The organism is Rouxiella chamberiensis (genome assembly GCF_026967475.1).
Classification (GTDB): Bacteria; Pseudomonadota; Gammaproteobacteria; order Enterobacterales; family Enterobacteriaceae; genus Rouxiella; species Rouxiella chamberiensis.
Genome location: NZ_CP114058.1, coordinates 3,032,702 through 3,053,238 on the forward strand (window position 1 = coordinate 3,032,702; position 20,537 = coordinate 3,053,238).

Annotated in this window: 12 protein-coding genes and 4 pseudogenes; 6 read left to right on the forward strand and 10 right to left on the reverse strand. The window is 58.8% G+C overall.

What is annotated here, in order from left to right:
* Nucleotides 1–117 precede the first annotated feature (117 nt).
* The 6 genes and pseudogenes from fhuB to hrpB form a co-directional block, all read right to left on the reverse strand.
* A complete protein-coding gene (fhuB, locus tag O1V66_RS14095) occupies nucleotides 118–2,106 on the reverse strand; it encodes a Fe(3+)-hydroxamate ABC transporter permease FhuB (protein WP_045048540.1) in 1,989 nt (662 codons plus the stop codon).
* A complete protein-coding gene (fhuD, locus tag O1V66_RS14100) occupies nucleotides 2,103–3,002 on the reverse strand; it encodes a Fe(3+)-hydroxamate ABC transporter substrate-binding protein FhuD (protein ID WP_045048614.1) in 900 nt (299 codons plus the stop codon). Before fhuD ends, fhuB begins: the two co-directional genes overlap by 4 nt.
* Nucleotides 3,003–3,061: 59 nt before the next feature.
* Nucleotides 3,062–3,871: a Fe3+-hydroxamate ABC transporter ATP-binding protein FhuC gene (gene fhuC / locus O1V66_RS14105; RefSeq protein WP_045048539.1), complete on the reverse strand. Its 810-nt coding sequence runs from the start codon at nucleotides 3,869–3,871 to the stop codon at nucleotides 3,062–3,064.
* Between the two features lie 70 nt (nucleotides 3,872–3,941).
* Nucleotides 3,942–6,164: a ferrichrome porin FhuA gene (gene fhuA / locus O1V66_RS14110; RefSeq protein WP_045048538.1), complete on the reverse strand. Its 2,223-nt coding sequence runs from the start codon at nucleotides 6,162–6,164 to the stop codon at nucleotides 3,942–3,944.
* A gap of 274 nt (nucleotides 6,165–6,438) precedes the next feature.
* Nucleotides 6,439–9,038, reverse strand: a pseudogene (gene mrcB, locus O1V66_RS14115) (bifunctional glycosyl transferase/transpeptidase).
* Nucleotides 9,039–9,204: 166 nt separating this feature from the next.
* Nucleotides 9,205–11,643, reverse strand: coding sequence for an ATP-dependent helicase HrpB (gene hrpB, locus O1V66_RS14120; RefSeq protein WP_045048536.1), 2,439 nt, complete (start codon nucleotides 11,641–11,643; stop codon nucleotides 9,205–9,207).
* Between the two features lie 138 nt (nucleotides 11,644–11,781).
* Between hrpB and thpR the strand changes: the two genes are divergently transcribed.
* The 6 genes and pseudogenes from thpR (at nucleotide 11,782) to folK (ending at nucleotide 16,747) form a co-directional block, all read left to right on the forward strand.
* Nucleotides 11,782–12,327, forward strand: coding sequence for an RNA 2',3'-cyclic phosphodiesterase (thpR, locus tag O1V66_RS14125; RefSeq protein WP_045048535.1), 546 nt, complete (start codon nucleotides 11,782–11,784; stop codon nucleotides 12,325–12,327).
* A gap of 12 nt (nucleotides 12,328–12,339) precedes the next feature.
* A pseudogene (sfsA, locus tag O1V66_RS14130) lies at nucleotides 12,340–12,941 on the forward strand (DNA/RNA nuclease SfsA); the annotation flags it as partial.
* Nucleotides 12,942–13,251: 310 nt separating this feature from the next.
* Complete coding sequence (dksA, locus tag O1V66_RS14135) at nucleotides 13,252–13,707, forward strand: RNA polymerase-binding protein DksA (protein ID WP_045048533.1); 456 nt, start codon at nucleotides 13,252–13,254, stop codon at nucleotides 13,705–13,707.
* A gap of 67 nt (nucleotides 13,708–13,774) precedes the next feature.
* Nucleotides 13,775–14,653 (forward strand): tRNA glutamyl-Q(34) synthetase GluQRS, encoded by an 879-nt coding sequence (gene gluQRS / locus O1V66_RS14140; protein WP_045048532.1) that lies wholly within the window; start codon nucleotides 13,775–13,777, stop codon nucleotides 14,651–14,653.
* 296 nt (nucleotides 14,654–14,949) lie between these two features.
* A complete protein-coding gene (pcnB, locus tag O1V66_RS14145; RefSeq protein WP_045048613.1) occupies nucleotides 14,950–16,272 on the forward strand; it encodes a polynucleotide adenylyltransferase PcnB in 1,323 nt (440 codons plus the stop codon).
* Nucleotides 16,269–16,747, forward strand: a pseudogene (gene folK / locus O1V66_RS14150) (2-amino-4-hydroxy-6-hydroxymethyldihydropteridine diphosphokinase). Before pcnB ends, folK begins: the two are co-directional and overlap by 4 nt.
* Here folK and O1V66_RS14155 read toward each other — a convergent pair.
* From O1V66_RS14155 to qseB, 4 genes and pseudogenes are all read right to left on the reverse strand, one after another.
* Nucleotides 16,748–17,848: an OpgD/OpgG family glucan biosynthesis protein gene (locus O1V66_RS14155; protein ID WP_269127795.1), complete on the reverse strand. Its 1,101-nt coding sequence runs from the start codon at nucleotides 17,846–17,848 to the stop codon at nucleotides 16,748–16,750.
* Nucleotides 17,849–17,942: 94 nt separating this feature from the next.
* Nucleotides 17,943–18,383: pseudogene (locus tag O1V66_RS21780) on the reverse strand (glucan biosynthesis protein); the annotation flags it as partial.
* 43 nt (nucleotides 18,384–18,426) lie between these two features.
* A complete protein-coding gene (qseC, locus tag O1V66_RS14165; protein WP_414058390.1) occupies nucleotides 18,427–19,821 on the reverse strand; it encodes a quorum sensing histidine kinase QseC in 1,395 nt (464 codons plus the stop codon).
* Nucleotides 19,818–20,498: a quorum sensing response regulator transcription factor QseB gene (gene qseB, locus O1V66_RS14170; RefSeq protein WP_045048529.1), complete on the reverse strand. Its 681-nt coding sequence runs from the start codon at nucleotides 20,496–20,498 to the stop codon at nucleotides 19,818–19,820. The genes qseC and qseB overlap by 4 nt, the downstream gene beginning before the upstream one ends.
* Between the last annotated feature and the right edge of the window lie 39 nt (nucleotides 20,499–20,537).

Here is a 20,537-nt window from a genome sequence, read left to right on the forward strand (position 1 = left end):
CTCATTCCCTCGCCCATAGGTTAGGGAATATTTTTTTAAGGAAAACTTGAAACGTCTTACGCGTAATCCTGATCATTCCCTGATCAATTCCTGATTACGCGCTGAAGATTTCCTGATTTATGAGGCTTGTTTACGTAACAGATAGACAAAGTAAGGTGCGCCGATGAAGGTCGCCAACAGTCCTGCCGGTATCTGGTTCGGGAACAGGATCATGCGGCCACACCAGTCGGCCAGTACCATCAATACTCCGCCCAGTGCGCTTGCTACCATCCATTGAGGTATGGCGCGTCTGAAACCCAGCATTCGCGCCATGTGCGGCGCCATCAGTCCGATAAAACTCATCGGCCCGACGGTAAGCGTCGCGACGGCGGTCATCACGGCGGCCAGCGCCAGCAGCGTGATTCGACTGGAGGTTAACGCCATCCCAATCGAGCGCCCCGTCACGCTGCCAAGCGGCAGGATGCCTATCCAGCGGCGGCAGAACGGCACCAACGCCAGCAAGACGACAGCAATAATGCCGCTGCGCCATGCCTGAGCGGCTGTCACCGAATAGGTAGAACCTGAAATCCACGACAGCAGATCGCCCATCCGCGGATCGCCGCTGGCAAGAAGCAGCACCAGCACCGTGTTGTAGGCTGTGCTGAGCGCAATGCCCGTCAGCAGCATGCGCTCGGGCGAGAAACTGCGCATTCCCGAAATAAGCATGATGATCAACAGGGTGATTCCGGCACCCAGACTGCCGGCGGGCAGCAGCCACGCAAACGCATCGCCGGGAACCAGAAACAGCATCAGCACCACACCAAATGCGGCACCCGAGCTGATGCCCAGCACTTCGGGGCTTGCCATCGCATTTCCGGTCAGCTTCTGAATGATGACCCCGGCCGAGGCGAGCATCACGCCTGCCGCAAGGGCGGCAAACACGCGCGGCGTACGCCACGGCAACAATCGGGTCAGCTCGTGTCCCATCGACCAGTGCCAGCCTTGCACGTTGCGGCCAAAGCACAGCGCCACGGCCAGTCCGGCCAGCATCAGCACGCCTGCCAGCAGCATCCAGCGGGCAAGATGATGGCGCTCATGGGGCACATGATCACCCTGATTCATCGGCGGGGGTACGGCGCTATGGCGCAGGCGCGGCAGGAGCCAGAGCAGAATCGGCGCGCCTACCAGCGCCGTGGCGGCCCCCGTCGAGACTTCGAACCATACGCCGCTTAGCCACAGGACAATCTGGTCGGTCAGCCACAGCAGCAACGCGCTGATAAGCGGAGCCAAAATCAGACGCGACACCAGACGACGCGCGCCCAGAATCTTCGCCAGCAAGGGGGCAAACAGGCCGATAAACCCGATGATGCCGACCGCATTAACTAGCTGCGCACTCATCAGAATGGCGAGCGCCAACACGATGAACCGCGCGGCGGAAAGCCCCAGTCCGAGATTTTTTGCCACACCGTCGTCGAGACCCAGCAGCGTCATCGGGCGCTGGAGCAAAAATGCCAGCAGCCACACCACCGCAACGCGCGGCAGCAGGAAACTCGCCGTGCTCCAGTCCTGCTGGTTCAGCGAACCGGTACTCCAGATATACAGGCTTTGCAGTTGCTGATAGTTAAACAGCCCAAGCAGGCTGCTGACCGCGCCACAGTAAAGGCCGAGTACCAGTCCCGCAAGGATGAGCGTCACCGGTGACATTCTCTTGCCCCAGGCGACGCCAAAGACCAGCAGACCCACGGTAATCGCGCCCAGCATGGCGGCGAATTGCTGGGTAATTTCTCCGCCCGGCAGGCTCCACAGGGTGGCTATCGTCAGACCCAGCTGCGCTCCGGCGGACACGCCCAGCGTCGAGGGTTCGGCAAGAGGATTGCGCAGTACCTGCTGAAACAGCAGGCCGACCAGCCCGAGTCCGGCACCGGCCAGCAGCGCCACCGCAGAGCGCGGCAGCAGGCTGTAATGAAACAGCATCTGGCGAACATCGTCGCTATCGGGTTGCCACAGCGCTTCGCGCCACAGGGTAAAAGGCAGTTGTCGATGCAGATTGAACAGATTGAGCAGTACGCAGAGAGCCGCGATAAAAACGAGCAGCGTCAGCGTCTGGCTGAGTGAGCGGCGATTCATACAGGCTTCCCGAGCGAGTCCGACAAGATGTGACAAAAGCGCATGGCGCAAAGCGTCGCGCCATAAAACCATACGGCAGGCACAATACTGAGCTGCTTTTCACGTACAAAAGGCAGCGACTGCCACAGGGGCGAGCGGGAAACCTCATCGATAATCGCCCCACTTCCGTGGTCGAAGCACAGTGCACGGGCATGCTTGATAGACGCCAGCCGCTCGATGCCCACGGTAACGCTGCCCCAGTAATTTTTCTCGCCGTCCCAGGCATTGCGCAGACCGACATCGGTCATCACCTCCTGCAACAGACTGCCTTCGCCAAACACCAGCACGTGGCGCTTATCGAGAAATGAAAACAGCAGGATCGGGCGATCGGCCGCCGATTTCACTCTCCGGCGAGTTTGTACAAGGGTGTCGTGATAGGTTTGCAGATGCGCGGCCGCGCGCTGTTGCAGGCCAAGATAGTCCGCCAGCCTGTTGAGTGAACGAATGGCCTGTTGCAGCGGATGCCCGCTGCCGTCGTTGGCGGTCACGGTCAGCACGGGCGCGATGGGCGTCAGCTGACTGGCTTTAGGTCCATAACCCTGTGATATCAATATCAGCGAGGGATTCATCTGCTGCATCAGTTCCATGTTCGGCGAGGTGCGTTGTCCAACCTCAATCACCGACGAAGGCAGCTTCGGCGCTTCGACCCACAGGTTGTAGTTGGGAATGTCGGCGACGCCCCAGGGTGTTACGCCCAGCGCCATCAGCAGCTCGGCGGGCAGCCATTCAAGCGCGATGATGCGCGTTAAATCGATGTTCGGCGCACTGTGCGCAGGCAACGCCGCCACCAGCGGTGCCAGTGCCATCGCCTGCAATACTCGACGACGGGTTAACGTAGTATCAAAAAAATTATTCATCAGGGTCCAATCCGCAAAATTATTGGCATTGCGCCAAGACGGCATGCATCGATGCCGCCTCAGGCAAGGAGTGGATAGCTTATTGGCGCTCCACCGCCGGGATGCGGCACTGTTCCCATCGGGATCCCGTACACCTGCTCCAGCACGTCGCTTCGCATCATCTCTTCGGGGCTGCCCTCGGCAATCATCCTGCCGCCGCGCAGCGCCACGAGGCGATCGCAGTAGCGGGCGGCCATGTTGATGTCATGCAGCACGGCAATCACCGTCAGCCCTTTCTCATGGCTCAGGCGCTGGATAAGCGCCAGCACATCGACCTGATGGGCGATGTCCAGCGCGGAGGTCGGCTCGTCGAGCAGCAGGCAACGGCTGTCCTGCGCGACCATCATTGCCAGCCAGGCGCGCTGGCGTTCGCCGCCGGAGAGGCTGTCTACAAGGCGTTGGGCAAAAGGTTTAAGCCCCACCAGCGCGATAGCCTCCTCGACCTTTTCGCGATCATTTTGTCGAAAACGCCCCAGCGCGCCGTGCCAGGGATAGCGACCGATAGCCACCAGCTCGCTGACCGTCATGCCTTCCGCGGCCGGAAGCTGCTGCGGAAGATAGGCCACCTGGCGGGCAAAAGCTTTGCTGTCCCACTGGTCGACCGGTTTTTCATTGAGCAGCACGTTTCCCGAGGAGGCGGGTTGATGGCGACCCAGCATTTTAAGCAAGGTCGATTTTCCGGAGCCGTTGTGACCAATCAGGCCATACACTTTTCGCTGGGGAAAAGAGAGAGAAAGTGGCGCCAGCAAGGTCCGTCCCGGTACGGTGAAACTGACCTCGTCCAGCCGATAAACGCTGTCGTCGAGCGCCTCTTGCTGTTCTGTTTTCATAATGGCCTATCGTTATGTGACTCGGGCGCATTCGACGATGCGCCCGATGATTTTCTACGTGCAAACCCCGTTAGAAGCGGAAGGTTGCCGTCGCGACTATCTGGCGATCGGTGCCCCAATAGCAGGCGTAATCACGGTAGCAGCTGGCAACGTATTCGCGATCGAACAGGTTGTTGACATTGACACCCACGGAAGAGCCCGGCAGGCCGAAACGTCCCAAATCATATTTCACAGTCGCATCGACAAGGGTGTAGCTCGCCACGTTAAACGGCTGATTGGTATCGGAACCGGTCGTGTACAAGCTTGATGTCGCGCCGACGTAACGCACGCCGGAACCCACCGTCAGACCACTCAGCGCCGACTCGTGGAAGGTGTAATCCGCCCACAGGGACGCCATGTTGCGCGGCACTTCCACCGGACGCTGGCCTTCGTAGTTGGTATCGTGCGTGTATTTCGCATCGGTAAAGGTATACGAAGCGATAACATTAATATTGGCATTTACGGCGGCTTTGGCTTCAAGCTCCACACCGCGTGAACGAATTACCCCGGATTGCACGCTGGCAAAGGTGTTATCAGGGTCAACGGTCAGGTTGTTGTCTTTGGTCAGCTGATAAACCGCGGCTGTCAGGCTGATTGGACGATCTTCAGGAATGTATTTCAGACCGGCTTCGTACTGTTTGCCGATGGAAGGCTTGAACGGCGTACCGCCCGCTGTCGAACCGGAGGTAGGTTCGAAGGACTGGCTGTAGCTGAAGTAAGGAGAAATGCCGTTGTCGAACAGATAGTTAAGACCGCCGCGCCAGGTGAAGCGGTGATCCTTGATTTCGGCCGTTGTGCCCGTGGTACGGGTCAGTGTCGAAGTTTTGGCAATGTCGTAACGACCGCCGGCGGTCAGGATCCAGTGGTTCCACTCGGCCTGATCCTGAAGATAAAGGCCCGTTTGCTCCTGACGATTCAACACGTTATAGAGGAAACCGCCCTGCGCATTGGAGTTGCTGTAGTCCGGGTTGGTCAGGCTCAGATTGCTGGCCGTGCCGTAATCCGCGTCGATGCTGTTGCTCATGCGCATGTAGTCAACGCCCATCAGCAAGGTGTGATCGACGGTCGCCGTCGCGAATTTGGCCTGTGCCTGGGTATCGACGTCAAAGTTATTCAGCTTCTCGGCGGAAACCACCGAAGCACGGGAGATTTGCGCCGGTGCCACATAACCGGTGTCATAAACGCCGGTATATTTGCTGTTGATCTTGGTGTAGCGCAGGTTTTGGCGCACGGTCCAGGTGTCGTCGAACTGATGATCGAAACTGTAGCCGACCATCTTCTGATTACGCGACAGCTTGCTGTTGGCGTCACCGTCGTTGAAGTCGGTAGAGAGTTTGCGGGCATTGCCGTTGGCATCATTGTACGGCACGACTGTGCCCTGACGCGGCAACCAGCCATAGAAGCCCGAATCCGGATCGTCCTGGAAATTGCTCAGGAAGGTAAAGGTCGTCTTGTCGTCAGGACGCCAGCTAAAGGACGGCGCAATCGCGAAACGCTTCTCTTTGGCCAGCACCTGCTGGGTATTCTGGCTATGCGCCACGCCGGTTAACCGGTAGGAATAGACACCTGCATCGTCAATGGCATCGCTGAAATCAAAACCGGTCTGATAAAGGCTGTCGGATCCCATCTTGAACTGCACTTCGTGCAGAGGTTCGGTGGTAGGACGCTTGCTGACCATCGACACCACACCGCCCGGATTACTCTTGCCATACAGGACGGAAGCCGGACCACGCAGCAATTCGACGCGCTCCAGGAAATACGGGTCCATCGACACTTCGGAGTAGTTGTCGCCTTGCAGCTTGATGCCGTCCAGATACTGATTGGTATTGACCGACGTAAAGCCGCGAATGGCGAGCGCATCGTAAGTGCTTGAACTGCCACGGCTGGCGAACACACCCGGCGCGTAGCTCAGCGCTTCTTTCACCGTTGTTGGCTGGCGCATGTCCATTTCTTCACGCGTTACCACAGAGATAGACTGCGGCGTCTTGACGAGTGGAGTGTCGGTTTTTGTTCCGGTGGCGCTGTGTTTGGCGACGATGGTCGGCGCGGGACCCCACGCGGACTCCGGCGCGACGTTGGATGCGCCATCGCCAACAACCGTGATAGTGTCATTTTTTGGCGCACTCGGCGCTGTTTCGGCGGCAACCGCTTGAAAAGTAATGCCAGCCAATGTCGTAGCGATAGTTAATGCGAGTGTAGTCGGGAGCAGTCGAGTTGAGCCGTTTTTCACATACGGCGCGCGCATAGTGGCCATTGTTTTCTCTCTGGAGATATTGGAATAGGAATAGAAACGATAATTATTATTATAACGATCGCACTATATGCTCAACCCTCCGAAAGTTGCAAGAGCATTTACTTTGAACACTTAGACGAAGAAGTCTTGTTAACCCTGTAATCTCTGGGGTCAAAAGGCAGAGAGGCCAGAGTCTGCGCGGCCTGACGAAAGGCGAAAAAAGCGCGATGGGCATCGCGCTTTGTATTTTGTCATCGATATCGCTTAAGACTTAAGGAAAATAGCGCTGTCGGCCTTATTTACTGCCGAACATGTCTTTTATCCATCCTGCGACACCATTACTGTCTTTCTGCTCATCCTGCGGTTGCTGCTGTTGCTGCGGCTGCTGGCCCTGCTGCTGACCCTGTTGCTGCTGCAAAAGCTGCTGCTGTTGCTGTTGCTGTTGCTGCTGATAAGCCGCGGCCTGCGAAGCCTGACACAGCGCGTTGGCATCGTCGGTCCAGACCGGAAGCGTACGCAGCCCGCCGCCGGACAGCAAACCGCCGCCTGAATTACAGATAAAGTTACCGCCGTCATCAACGTTCATCATGCTGACGTCGTCCGGCACCTGAAGGTCCAGCGGCATTGGCGTAATGTTGCCGAGGTATCGGCTGTACAGCGCCAGCGCACCGGTTGAACCCCACAGTTTGGAAGGTCCGTTGTTGTCGCGGCCGACCCAGGTAATCGCCACCTGGTTGCCATCGATACCCGCAAACCAGCTATCGCGCAGTTCGTTCGAGGTCCCGGTTTTCGCCGCCAGATGCAGTTTCGGATACTTCACCGCCAGCGCACGCGAGGTCCCTTCGGACACCACTTGCTGCATCGCGTACAGCGTCAGATAGGCCGCTTCGGACGGCACCACGCGTTCAGCCTGCGGATAGCTCTGATACAGCACGGTGCCGTCATCACCAATCACGGAACGCACCGCCGACAGCGGTGCCTTGTCGCCGCCGCTGGCAATGGTCTGATACTCCTGGGCCACTTCCATCGGCGTCAGGGCAATCGCGCCGAGCAGCATGGACGGCGTCTGGTTCAGCGACGTTTTCGGCACACCCAGATTGATGAGCGTCTTGGTAATGTCATCCAGACCGACCGACATGCCGAGGTTTACCGTCGGCACGTTCATAGAACGCGCCAGCGCATCGACCAGCAGAACCTGTCCACGGAACTGGTTATCGTCGTTGTGCGGCGACCAGGTCTGGCCGTTCGACAGCTTGATGGCCAGCGGCTGGTCGGCCAGCACGGTATTCAGACGGTATTTGTTCGGATCGCTCAACGCGGTCAGATAGGTCGCCGGTTTTGCCAGTGACCCCACCTGACGACGTGCCTGCATGGCGCGGTTGAAGCCGGCAAACTGCGTTTCCGCCCCGCCGACCATCGCCCGCACTTCGCCGGTATAACGGTCGACAATCACCATCGCCGTTTCAATATCTTTAAATCCGCTGCGTTTGCGAAGCTGCGGAATACCCTCTTCCACCGCTTTTTCCGCGCCGTCCTGCGCAATCGGATCCAGCGTGGTAAAGATCTTCACGCCGGACATCTGGGCAATTTTGTCACCCAGTTTCTGCTGCAATTCCTGACGCACCATCTGCATAAACGCAGGCTGAGGCGAAATCACGCCGCCTTTAGGCTGCACGCCAAGAGGACGCGCCGAGAGCATGTCGTACAGCTCTTTGTCGATAACGCCCTGTTCCTGGAGCAAACGCAGCACCAGATTGCGGCGTTGCAGCGCAAGCGTCGGGTTGCGCCAAGGGTTGTACAGAGACGCCCCTTTGACCATGCCGACCAGCAGCGCCTGCTGATCGAGGCTCAGCTCGTCAACCGGACGGCCAAAGTAGTACAGGCTCGCCAGCGGGAAGCCGCGAATCTGATCCGAACCGCTCTGCCCCAGATAGACCTCGTTGAGATACAGCTCGAGAATGCGATCCTTGCTGTAGCGCGCGTCCATCAGCACCGCCATATAGGCTTCGCGGGCTTTACGCCACAGGGTGCGCTGATTGGTCAGGAACAGGTTCTTGACCAGCTGCTGGGTCAGCGTACTGCCGCCCTGCACCGCGTGTCCGGCGGTGATGTTCGCCAGGAATGCGCGGCCTATCGAGTACGGGCTGATGCCGTCGTGCTCGTAGAAGTGGCGGTCTTCGGTGGCAATCAGCGTCTGAACCAGCAGGTCCGGGAACCCGGCGCGCGGCACGAACAGGCGTTGCTCGCCGTTTGGCGATTGCAGCATGGTTATCAGACGCGGATCGAGACGGAAGATCCCGAAATCGCGATTGTTATCGGTATTTTTGATCTCGGCGAGCTGATTGCCCTTGAAGATAAGACGGGCGTTGATTTGCCCTTCTTTACCGTCCGGGAAATCAAACGGACGGCGCAGCATATCGATATTGCCGCCTTTCACGCTGAATTCGCCGGGGCGCGTGATGCGCGTCACCTGACGGTACTGGGTACCCTCAAGCAGGTTGATCATCTCTTTCTGAGTGTAGGGAGAACCCGGCTCCAGCGTCACCATGCGGCCATAGACGGCGGCAGGCAGTTGCCAGACTTTACCGTCGATGCGGCTGCGGATCTCGGAATCCAGATAGACGCCATAGGCGGCCATAATCACCACGAACACCAGGAACAGCTTGATAAGCAGTCCTAGCCAGCGGCGTGCCTTGCGGGGCTTCTTGCTGCCGCCTTTCTTCCCGGACTTACGGGTCATACGCGGCTCCTGAGGGACTGCATTGGGACTAACATCATCATCATAGTACTCATCATCTTCGTCATCGCGTCTGCGAAACACAGGACGCCCACGGGTGGGCTTGGGGGTGACGGTTTGCCTTTACGGCCAATCGGCTCGCGATCATCGCCTGACATACTTAATCTCCATCAGACCCAGCGAAATACGTGCCGGATAATGTTTACTGCAGTCATCAACGGGACTGCGGTTATTTAAAATAGAGGCTTTTGAATAATGCCGGGTAAAAACTGGCGCTTACTCTGTGCTCCGACTTTCCCCAATAATAGAAGAAAGGTCTGAAAACTAGCTGTATTTTTTGACCCGACGGGTCGGTGCAGCCTCGGCGGGATTATCCGGCCACGGATGCTTGGGATAGCGGCCTTTCATCTCTTTCTGCACTTCACGATACGAACCTTGCCAGAAGGCGGCGAGATCGCGGGTTATCTGCAACGGGCGATGTGCCGGAGAAAGCAGCTCAAGCACCACCGCAACGCGCCCTTCGGCCAGCATTGGGCTGCGCTGCTCGCCAAACATCTCCTGCAACCGCACCGACAGCGTCGGCGGCTGGTCGCTATGATAGCGGATTGGCAGCCGGCTGCCAGTCGGAACGGTGTAATGGGTGGGTAAATTCGCGTCAAGACGCTGGCGCTGATTCCAGTTAAGGAGTCGCAGCAGCGCGTCATGCAGATCAACCTGTTGCAGCGCCCGCAGGCTGCGCACGCCGTTTAACGACGGCAAAAGCCACTGCTCGAGAGAGTCCAGCAGACTTTGAGAATCAACCGCGGGCCAGTCGCTTTCGGGTAGCCATTTTGCGGCGCAGCTTAGGCGAATGCGCAGCTGCTCGGCAGGCACCGACCAGCTCAGCGCCTGCAACCCCTGACCGCGGATCCAGTCGATCAACGCCTGCTGCAAATCTTCATCTGCCGGTTTGGCCTGCGGCTGGGCTTTCAGCACCAGACGCCCCACCTGCCAGCGCCGCCATGCGCGCAGCGTGCCTTTTTCTTCATCCCATTCCACGGCGGTCTGCTCTTTAACTTTCTTTGGCAGGCGCGCCGCGAGCTGGCTGACGTCAAGGCTGATTGCCAGCAGGATACGTGCATCGGGACTGTGGTTTCCCTGCAACAGCTGCGGCGCAACCAGCCAGGCGGCGCGGCTTAGCGCATCGTCCTGCGACAGCGAGGCCCCCAGGCCGTTGGCCAGCAGATAACGGCCGTCAAGCCCACGACGTTCGGCGATACGATCACTAAAGGCTTCGGCCAGCAGCCACGGCGCAAGACTGCTATCTATCTGCCCCGAGGTTCGCGACAGCCGCTGCGCAAGCTGGCGTGCGCGCCGCTGCCAGTGCGGTTGCGGACGGCTCAGCCAGTAGTCGATATCGGGTTGCCCACCGCGCGGCGGCTCTTCGATGATAGCCGCCAGCAGTGCCGCCGTCGCCAGCGCGTCACTGCCCTGCCGATCGGCGTGTACCAGCATGGCGGCCAGTCGCGGTTCGCAGCCGAGTTGCGCCATGCTGTGGCCCAGCGCGCTCAATCTGCCCTGCTCATCCACCGCGCCGAGCGAGGCAAGCAGCTGCTGTGCGACGTTCAGCGCTACGGCGGGCGGCGCGTCGAGCCAGGTTAACTGCGCGGGATCCTGACAGCCCCACTGTAGGAGTTCGAGCCACAATCCACTCAGGTCACTCTGCAAAATTTCGGCTTCGCTCTGGGCGGCGGCGCGTTCGGCCTGATCCTTGCCAAACAGATGCCAGCATTGGCCGGGTTCAAGTCGCCCTGCACGTCCGGCGCGCTGAGTCATCGCCGCCTGACTGATGCGCTGGGTGACCAGACGCGTCAGGCCGCTGCGCGGATCGAACTGCGCGGATCGCTCGAGGCCGCTGTCCACCACCAGCGTAATCCCTTCAATCGTCAGGCTGGTTTCGGCAATATTGGTCGCCAGTACTACTTTTCGTCGACCGGTCGGCGCAGGGTGAATGGCTTTTTGCTGTTGATCGAGCGACAGCGCGCCGTAAAGCGGGCAGACATCGATATCGTCACGCAGACGCCCATTCAGCAGATGGTGGATGCGGGTTATTTCGGCCACACCCGGCAAAAACAGCAGCATCGAACCGCTGTTTTCGGCCATTAGTCGGCTGACGATACGCGCCACACCTTCGTCCAGCCTTTCGTGACTGGCGAGCGGCAGGTAATGGCGCGCCACGGGGAAACTGCGCCCTTCGGAGACAATCACGGGCGCATCGGGCAGAAGCGGCGAGAGCCGCGCGTTGTCGAGCGTGGCCGACATAATCAGCAGACGCAGGTCTTCGCGCAGCCCCTGCTGAACGTCGAGCAGCAGCGCCAGCGCGAGATCGGCCTGCAAACTGCGCTCGTGGAATTCGTCGAGGATAACCAGCCCGTATTCGGCAAGCTCGGGATCCTGCTGTACCATGCGGGTCAGAATGCCTTCGGTAACGACTTCGAGACGGGTTGCTGCGCTGATTTTCGTCTCGGCACGCATCCGGTAACCCACCGTGTCGCCGGGCTGCTCATTCAGTTGCTGCGCCAGACGATAGGCAACACTTTTGGCCGCCAGCCTGCGCGGTTCGAGCAACAGGATTTTGCCGGGAATAATGCCGGATTCAAGGATTTTCAGCGGAAGCCAGGTTGATTTACCCGCGCCGGTAGGCGCATGCAGCAATACCTGCGGCGCCTGTTGCAGCGCAGTAATAATCGGGTCGAGTACGGCACTGACGGGCAGTGAGGACACAGCGTCTCCATGAGTGATTCATTATCTTGGCGGGCATTGTAATAGAAAAAATTGTCGCCGGGCGGGATGAATTGTAGCATTTAGCCCTGCCGCCGCCAGGCGGCACCCTGACGCCACGAGCCACACCAAGGAAATTGCATGTCCGAATCACGCCGCCTGTTCTTTGCTCTTGCTCTGCCGCCCGCGCTGCAGCGGCGCGTTATCCGGTGGCGCGCCGCCCATTTCGAACAGGACGCGGGGCGACCGGTGGCGGCGGCCAATCTGCATCTTACGCTGGCTTTTCTGGGCGAGATTAGCGAGGCCAGGGCGGCGGCGCTGCGCGACATCGCAGGGCGCATCCACTCGCCCACCTTTAGCCTGACACTCGATGACCTCGGCCACTGGCCGCGTCCGGGCGTCGTGTGGCTCGGCACCCGGCGTGCGCCCAATGCCCTGTTGCAGCTGGCTTCCCTGCTGCGATCGCACGCGGCGCGCAACGGCTGTCATCAGTCGACGCTGCCGTTTCATCCGCATATTTCGCTGCTGCGCGGTGCCACACGCCCCGTCGCGCTGCCTGCCGCCACGCCGCAGTGGCAGCTCGATGCCACCGAGTTCGGCCTGTATGAATCCCGCTATCTTCGTGGCCGTACCCGCTATCAGTGTCTGCAAAGCTGGCCGCTTGTCATGCCCTCATCCTGCGAATAATCGAGAATCTTCATGCAATTTTATCCGCCGCTGCAATCGGCCACCCTTATCAGGCGCTACAAGCGTTTTCTTGCCGATGTCATAACCCCGGACGGCCGCGAATTGACGCTGCACTGCGCCAACACCGGCGCAATGACCGGCTGCGCCACGCCGGGCGATACGGTCTGGTATTCCACATCAGACAATCCGAAACGAAAATATGCCCACAGCTGGGAACTGTGCCAGACCCAGGTCGGCGACTGGATCTGCGTCAACACGCTGCGGGCCAATCAACTGGTGCGCGAGGCCATCGAGCAACAGCGGATCCCCGAATTATCCGGTTACAGTAATCTTGCCGCAGAAGTACGGTATGGTTCTGAAAATAGCCGTATCGACTTGTTGTTACAGGCGCAAGACAGACCCAACTGCTATATTGAAGTGAAATCTGTCACGTTGCTGCAACAAGGTTGTGGTTATTTTCCTGATGCAGTTACGCTGCGCGGCCAGAAGCACCTGCGAGAGCTGGAAGCGATGGCAGAACAGGGTCAGCGAACGGTACTTTTTTCGCTGTATTGCATTCAGGCATTGAAACTGTGGCTGCGGCACACCATATTGATCCCCGCTACGCAGAATTATTGACGCAGGTGCAAAAAAACGGTGTCGAAGTGATGTGTTACGGTGCCGAACTCTCCGCCGGGGGAATTCACCTCGCAGAGCGGCTGCCGTTGGTCATGGCCTTTCGATAAGCTGTTGTCCGTGTCGAAAAGAATGACCCCGAACTGAAGTCGTCAGCAGCTAAAACCGTCGGGTGCGAATACGCTTTCCCTCACAGGCCTGTCAAGGGGTCGTGATGATCAATTGCCAACCTCGTTTCCTTCTGGTATTTATAGCGGCCTGATTTTTTCCCCGTTGGGGATCGATAGTGCGTTATGTAGGAGAAGCATCATGCAAGAAGGGAAAACCCGTAAAGCCTCGTCCCTGAGCATTCTCGCCATCGCTGGGGTGGAGCCGTATCAAGAGAAGCCAGGCGAAGAGTACATGAATGACGCCCAGCTGACCCACTTCAAAAAAATTCTTGAAGCATGGCGTAATCAGCTCAGGGATGAAGTCGATCGTACCGTTACGCACATGCAGGAAGAAGCCGCTAACTTCCCTGACCCGGCAGACCGTGCCACTCAGGAAGAAGAGTTCAGCCTGGAATTGCGCAACCGCGATCGCGAGCGTAAATTGATCAAGAAGATCGAGAAGACGCTGAAAAAAGTGGAAGACGAGGATTTCGGTTTTTGTGAATCCTGTGGCGTAGAGATTGGTATCCGCCGTCTTGAAGCTCGTCCGACCGCTGATCTGTGTATTGACTGTAAAACTCTGGCAGAAATCCGCGAAAAGCAGATGGCTGGCTAAGTTTAGGAAGTCAGAGCGGTGGCGCAATGTTTTAGCCCACCGCTCTATTCCCTAAAAGATCCCCGCAATGTCCACATCATCCTATATTGGTCGTTTCGCTCCTTCGCCTTCAGGCGACCTCCATTTTGGTTCACTGATTGCCGCACTCGGCAGTTATCTGCACGCCCGTTCGCAGGGTGGACAATGGCTCGTGCGCATTGACGATCTCGACCCGCCGCGTGAAGTGGCAGGTAGCGCAGACAGGATTCTGGCGACACTCGAACAATACGGACTGGAATGGGACGGCGAGGTAGTGTGGCAGTCAACACGCCATGAAGCCTATCGCGAAACGCTGGACTGGCTGCATCGACAGGGCAAAAGCTATTATTGCACCTGCACTCGCCAGCGCATTACCCAGCTGGGCGGCACCTATGACGGGCATTGCCGTCTTGCTGGACACGGCCCTGAGAACGCGGCGATTCGGCTGGTGCAGACGCTGCCGGTCAGCCGCTTCACCGACGAATTGCAGGGCGAGTTTATTGCCGACGCCGCGCTTGCCGAAGAAGATTTCATTATTCGTCGCCGCGACGGGCTGTTTGCCTATAACCTCGCCGTGGTGATTGACGATCATTTTCAGGGTGTGAATCATATTGTTCGCGGGGCGGACCTGATTGCGCCGACCGTTCGCCAGTTGTCGCTGTATCGTCATCTCGGGCTGCCCGCGCCCGGCTATGTGCATTTGCCGCTGGCCGTCAACGCCAACGGCGACAAGCTCTCCAAGCAAAATCACGCCCCCGCGCTGCCGGGTGGCGATCCGCGTCCTTTACTTGTGCAGACCCTGCTATTTTTAGGACAATCTTTACCAGAATGCTGGCAGGATTTATCTTTGCCTTTATTATTACGCTGGGCAGTGGCGCATTGGTCGTTGGAAAAAGTTCCACGATTTGCCAGTGTGAGCTATGATTAGCCGCTGTTTTCAAGTTGCGCCATTTTTATCCGACACTATCGAGGTGTACCATTTTTACCCGAGTAGCCAATTTTTGCCGTAAGGTGCTAGTTCGTGAAGATAAAGTCATCCGTGAAGAGGCTCCTGTTCCCGATGATAACGGCCACCGCGATCCCATCACTTCTCCTGAAGTTGAACACGTGAAGGCCCCTGCGCCGGTTCAGCAGGAAAGACGCAGCGCGCCACGTCCTGCGCCACGCACGCACTCTGCACAGCAAAAACCTGTGAGCAAGCCCGTCGAGGCCACGTCCGGCAACATGACGATTGTCCCGCGCGACGGCCACGACATTTCGCGCAGAGACATCAGCGACAACGCGCTGAAGGTACTCTATCGCCTGAACAAGTCAGGTTACGAAGCCTATCTGGTCGGCGGCGGCGTACGCGATCTGCTGCTGCACAAAAAACCGAAAGACTTTGATATTACCACCAACGCCACGCCGGAGCAGGTGCGCAAACTGTTCCGCAACTGCCGTCTGGTCGGTCGCCGTTTCCGTCTGGCCCACGTCATGTTTGGCCCGGAAATCATCGAAGTCGCCACCTTCCGCGGTCACCACGAACAGGTGCAGGAAACCGACGACAAAAATCTTTCCCAGCAGGCCCAGAACGGCATGCTGCTGCGCGACAACATCTTTGGCTCCATCGAAGAAGATGCCCAGCGCCGCGATTTCACCATCAACAGCCTCTATTACGGCATTTCGGACTTCACGCTGCGTGATTACACCGGCGGCCTGAAAGATCTGAAAGACGGCGTTATCCGTCTGATTGGTGACCCAGAAACGCGCTACCGCGAAGATCCGGTGCGTATGCTGCGCGCCGTGCGTTTTGCCGCCAAGCTGGACATGACCATCAGCGACGAAACCGCCGAACCTATTCCGCGTCTGGCTTCGCTGCTGCACGAAATCCCGCCTGCGCGTCTGTTTGAAGAGTCGCTCAAGCTGCTGCAAGCCGGTTATGGTTTCAGAACCGCGCAACTGCTGCGTGAATATCAGCTGTTCCAGCCGCTGTTCCCGCTTATCGCGCGTCAGTTTACCGAGCGCGGCGACAGCCCGATGGAACGTATTCTGGATCAGGTATTGAAGAATACCGATCACCGTCTGCACAACGACATGCGCGTCAACCCGGCGTTCCTGTTTGCCGCGATGCTGTGGTATCCGGTTATCGAACATGCGCAGAAACTGGCGCAGGAAGGCGGTCTGACCTATTACGACGCCTTCTCGCTGGCGATGAACGACGTGCTCGACGAGCAGTGCCGTTCACTCGCGATACCCAAGCGTATTACCACGCTGGTGCGTGATATCTGGTCCCTTCAGCTGCGTCTGTCTCGCCGTCAGGGCAAGCGTGCGCACAAGCTGATGGAGCATCCGAAGTTCCGCGCCGCGTATGACCTGCTGGCCCTGCGCGCCGAGGTGGAGCAACACCGCGAACTGCTGAGCCTGACGCAGTGGTGGGGCGAATTCCAGGAAGCGACACCGGCCTCGCAGAAAAACATGCTGGGTACGCTGGGCGACGATGCGCCGCCGCGTCGCAATCGGACTCGCCGCCCTCGCAAGCGCGCCCCGCGCTCGGGTAGCAATCAATGATTCGGGTCTACATCGCGCTTGGCAGCAATCTTGCCAAGCCCGTAGACCAGGTAAACTGTGCGCTGGAAGCTCTGGCGCACCTACCTCGTACGCGTCTGGTTCAGACTTCCCCTTCTACCGCAGCAAACCTCTGGGTCCGCAGAATCAGCCCGATTTCCTCAATGCCGTGGTTGCACTCGACACGCAGTTGCCCGCGCATGAACTGCTCGACGGCACGCAGGGTATCGAACTGAATCAGGGCCGCGTGCGTAAAGCCGAGCGTTGGGGGCCACGCACGCTGGACCTCGACATGCTGCTGTACGGCAATGACGTTATCAAGACCGACCGGCTTATCGTGCCGCATTACGACATGAAAAACCGCGAATTCATGCTTTATCCGCTCGCCGATATCGCCCCCGATCTGGTCTTCCCCGACGGCGAATCCCTCAAGGATTTACTCACGCGCGTGCCAACCAATGGCCTGACCCGCTGGTAATCACACTCCCTGCAAAGGCCTCGGCGAGGACTCGAACGGGAGATATTGATACAGCCAGGTTTCAGACAGCGTTTTCTCCCCGAGTTTAAGATACAGCCTGAGTTCGACCGGCTCCTTGCCGTCGACGTGCAAATCAAAAAAGGCCCGCCAGTTTTTGTTCGGCCCCGGCGACTTCTCTACCTTGATACCCTCAAGCGTGCCGCGCGAGCTGGACACCGAGGCCTCGGGTTTGGCGTCGGCCGGCAAGTCATTCAATACCTTGCCCGAAAATTCGACCATAAACTTGCGCGCGCCGCCGCCAGGATACGCGCCGGGATTGCCGCCCCTGCCGAGCCGTGTCGCGCCGCAGCGGGCAAGCGCAGACGGATAGGGCTCGTCGGCCAGCCAGTGCATACGGTAACTGAACTGATGCTGGCTTCCAGCTTTGGCGGGCTGTTTTGGCACCCACATGGCAACAATGTTGTCATAGATTTCATCGTCGGTCGGGATCTCCACCAGCTGCACGGCACCCTCGCCCCACTCGCCTTTGGGTTCGACCCACAGATCCGGACGCCGCTCGTAGCCGACCGACCCCAGATAGCTGTCGAAATGGCGCTCTTTCTGCATCAGGCCGAAACCGCGCGGATTGTTGTCGGCAAATGACGAGACGATGACTTGCAGGGGATTATTGAGCGGTCGCCAAATGTGTTCGCCCGCGCCGGTCCAGATGGCCAGCCCGTCGGAATCGTGCACTTCCGGCCGCCAGTCGGAGGCGGAACCTTTGGCAATCTTGGAAAACCAGAACATCGAGGTTTGCGGCGCAATTCCGAAACGGCCGACATCGCGGCGAAGAAACAGCGAGCAGTCAACGTCCATGATCACGCCTTGGGTACGTTGCAGGACAAACCGATAGGCACCGCAAAGGCTGGCGCCATCGAGCAGCGCGTAAACAGTCAGCTGGTTGCTGTCGCTGTGCGGCGTCTCGAACCAGAAATGGGTGAATTCGGGGAACTCTTCGGCGCTGTCGCCCTGCACGGTATTGATGGCGATGCCGCGTGCGGACAGGCCAAACTGCCCCAGCTCGCCCACGGCACGGAAATAGGAAGCCCCGATAAACGACACCCAGTCTTTTTCGGAATGGGCTTTCAGTGTCTGCTGGCTGTCCAGAAACGCGAAAGCCTACAAACACGTTGCCCTTGATGTCGGGCAATACACCGCTCTTGTTGTCCGGAAAGGAGAAATAGCGGATGTCCTGCTGAATCTCGCGCGCACGATGGTTATCGACCACCGACATTTTTACCGGTGTGCGGTGCAGGCTGTTGACGCTGAAAAAGGTGACCGGAAACCGGCTTGCGCCCTGCGAAAACAGCGCATATTCCGGCTTGTAGATTATCTTACGGTAGATGTCGTAATTGATGTTGGCGAGTGCGCTTTCGGCGACGGCAGTCGGCGCAACATAGGCCTCTCTGGCCATCGCTTCAGCCTGCCTGATTAATCCTTCATAGCTGAAATCCGCTTCCTGACCCAGCGTGAGTTTCTGTGCCGCGAAGATTTCAGGAGTAAAACCCAACGCGGATAAGGCGGCGGAATAAGAGGCAAAAGCCAGCAAGTCACGTCTTGTCACCATGAAAACACCCATCCTTGATAAAAGTGCCATGTTTTCAGCAACCAGGCGAAAACAGATTTTTGGAAAGCCACTTCTACTTTAGCAGAACTCTCAGACCGCCTTCGGGTGCATTGCGGTAATCCACCTGAATACCATGCAATTGTGCGATACGCAGCACGATCGAGATGCCAAGCCCGCTGCCGGTTTGCTGCTGGCCCGGAGGTCGATAGAAACGTTCGCCGAGCCGCCGAAGGCTTTCGACTGTCATGCCGGGGCCGCCGTCCTGCAACGTCAATCCGGTGGCGTCCAGCGTCACGCGCACCTGACTGCCCGCCTCGGAATAGCGAATCGCATTGTCGAGCAGATTTCTCAGCAGCATCGACAGCAGCAGCGGATTACCGCGCTTTGCAGGCGGCGTGCCGTGCTGCTCGAGCACCAGCTCGATGCCTTTGCGATGTGCCGCCGCATCCTGCTCGATAAGCGCCTGCGTCACCAGCGCCGGCCAGTCGACCGGGGAAAGCTCGTCCAGCGACGTAAAGGACTCGAGGCGCGACAGCGTTAAAAGCTGGTCGACGAGTCGCGTGGCGCGATCGATGCTGGTGGTGAGGTTTTTCACCGCGTTGTCCCGCACGCGCTCGTCGTCCCCCGCCAGCTGCACCACTTCCGTCTGCACGCGCAGCGCGGCGAGCGGGCTGCGCAACTCGTGCGCCGCATCGGAGGTAAAGCGGCGCTCGCGCACCAGCAAGGTTTGTGTTCTTGCAAACAGCGCATTCAGGGACTGCACCAGCGGCAGCACCTCGCCCGGCACCTTTTCCGTTGCAATCGGCCGGGCATCGTCGGCGGCGCGATGCTGCAACGCCTGCGCCACGCGCTTGAGCGGCCGCAGTTCAAGGCTGAGCATGACTATCATTGCCAGCATCAGCAGCGGCAGCGAGGCGAGCCACGGCAGCAGCTGGCCGCTTACCATGTCCCACGCCATGTCGTCGCGATACTCGTATTCCTGCCCGACGGCGATACGATAGCGGCCATCGGTCGAGGTCAGCCACAGCAAACGCCAACGGTCGTCATCGTCCTTGAGCCTGTCGTCGATAAAACCGTGCGCCTCGCGGTTGAAGACGATGTCTTTGCCGTTGTCGCCGTCGTTGACGAGCCTATGCCCCTGTAGATCGAAAATCGCAAAGGCCAGCGCGTCGTCGTCGGTATGACCGCGATGATGCTTGTCGACCAGCTTTTTGGTATCGGGCAGACGAACGGCATCGCCGCGCTGAAGCTGCTCGCCCAGACCGGCGGTCGCAAGGCGTTTGGCGAACAGCATCTGCTGGGTATCAAACAGCTCGTTGATTTTATGGCGCGTTTGCTGCCACGCCGCCCCGCTTGCGACGACCCAGGTCACGATAGCCAATACGGCAAACAGCAGAATCAGCCGCAGCTTGAGGCTCGGATGCGTTAACCGCCCCCGCAACGCCCGCAGGTTCAGGGAATATTTCACGGGTTCTTACCGCTCGGCACTTCATCGCCCAGCACATAGCCGACGCCGTGAACCGTGCGGATAAAACCGTTGCCCAGCTTGCGCCGCAAATGGTGAATGTGAACTTCGACGGCGTTGCTGCTGACCTCCTGATCCCAGCTGTAAAGCTTCTCTTCGAGGGTCTGGCGTTGCAGTACGCGGCCTTTATTGCGCAGAAACAGCTCCAGCACGGCGACTTCGCGCGAGGTCAGCACCACCGCCTCGCTATCCAGACTGACGCTACGCGAGGCGGGATCGAATTCGAGTGCGCCGTGGCTGATTTTGGGCGTGACCTGACCATGGCGGCGGCGAATCAGCGCTTCGAGTCTGGCGGCGACTTCCACCAGCGCAAAGGGTTTGCAGAGATAATCGTCGGCACCGGCCTGCAGGCCGCCAACCCGCTGCTCCAGCGCATCGCGCGCGGTCAGAATCAGCACGGGAATGTCTCGGCCGCTCTGCCGCCATTCGCGCAGCAACTGCATACCGTCCATGCCCGGCAGACTCAAATCCAGGATAACCGCATCGTAGGGCGCGCTGTCGAGGGCGTTTTTTCCGGTGATCCCATCCCTGAACCAGTCGAGGGTGAATCCGAGCCGGGTCAAGCCCGCCTTGATGCCGTCGCCAATCATGTTGTCGTCTTCAATCAGTAGGATACGCATCGTCTTCCTGCTCCCGTGGTGTCTGCCGTTCCGTGTTTG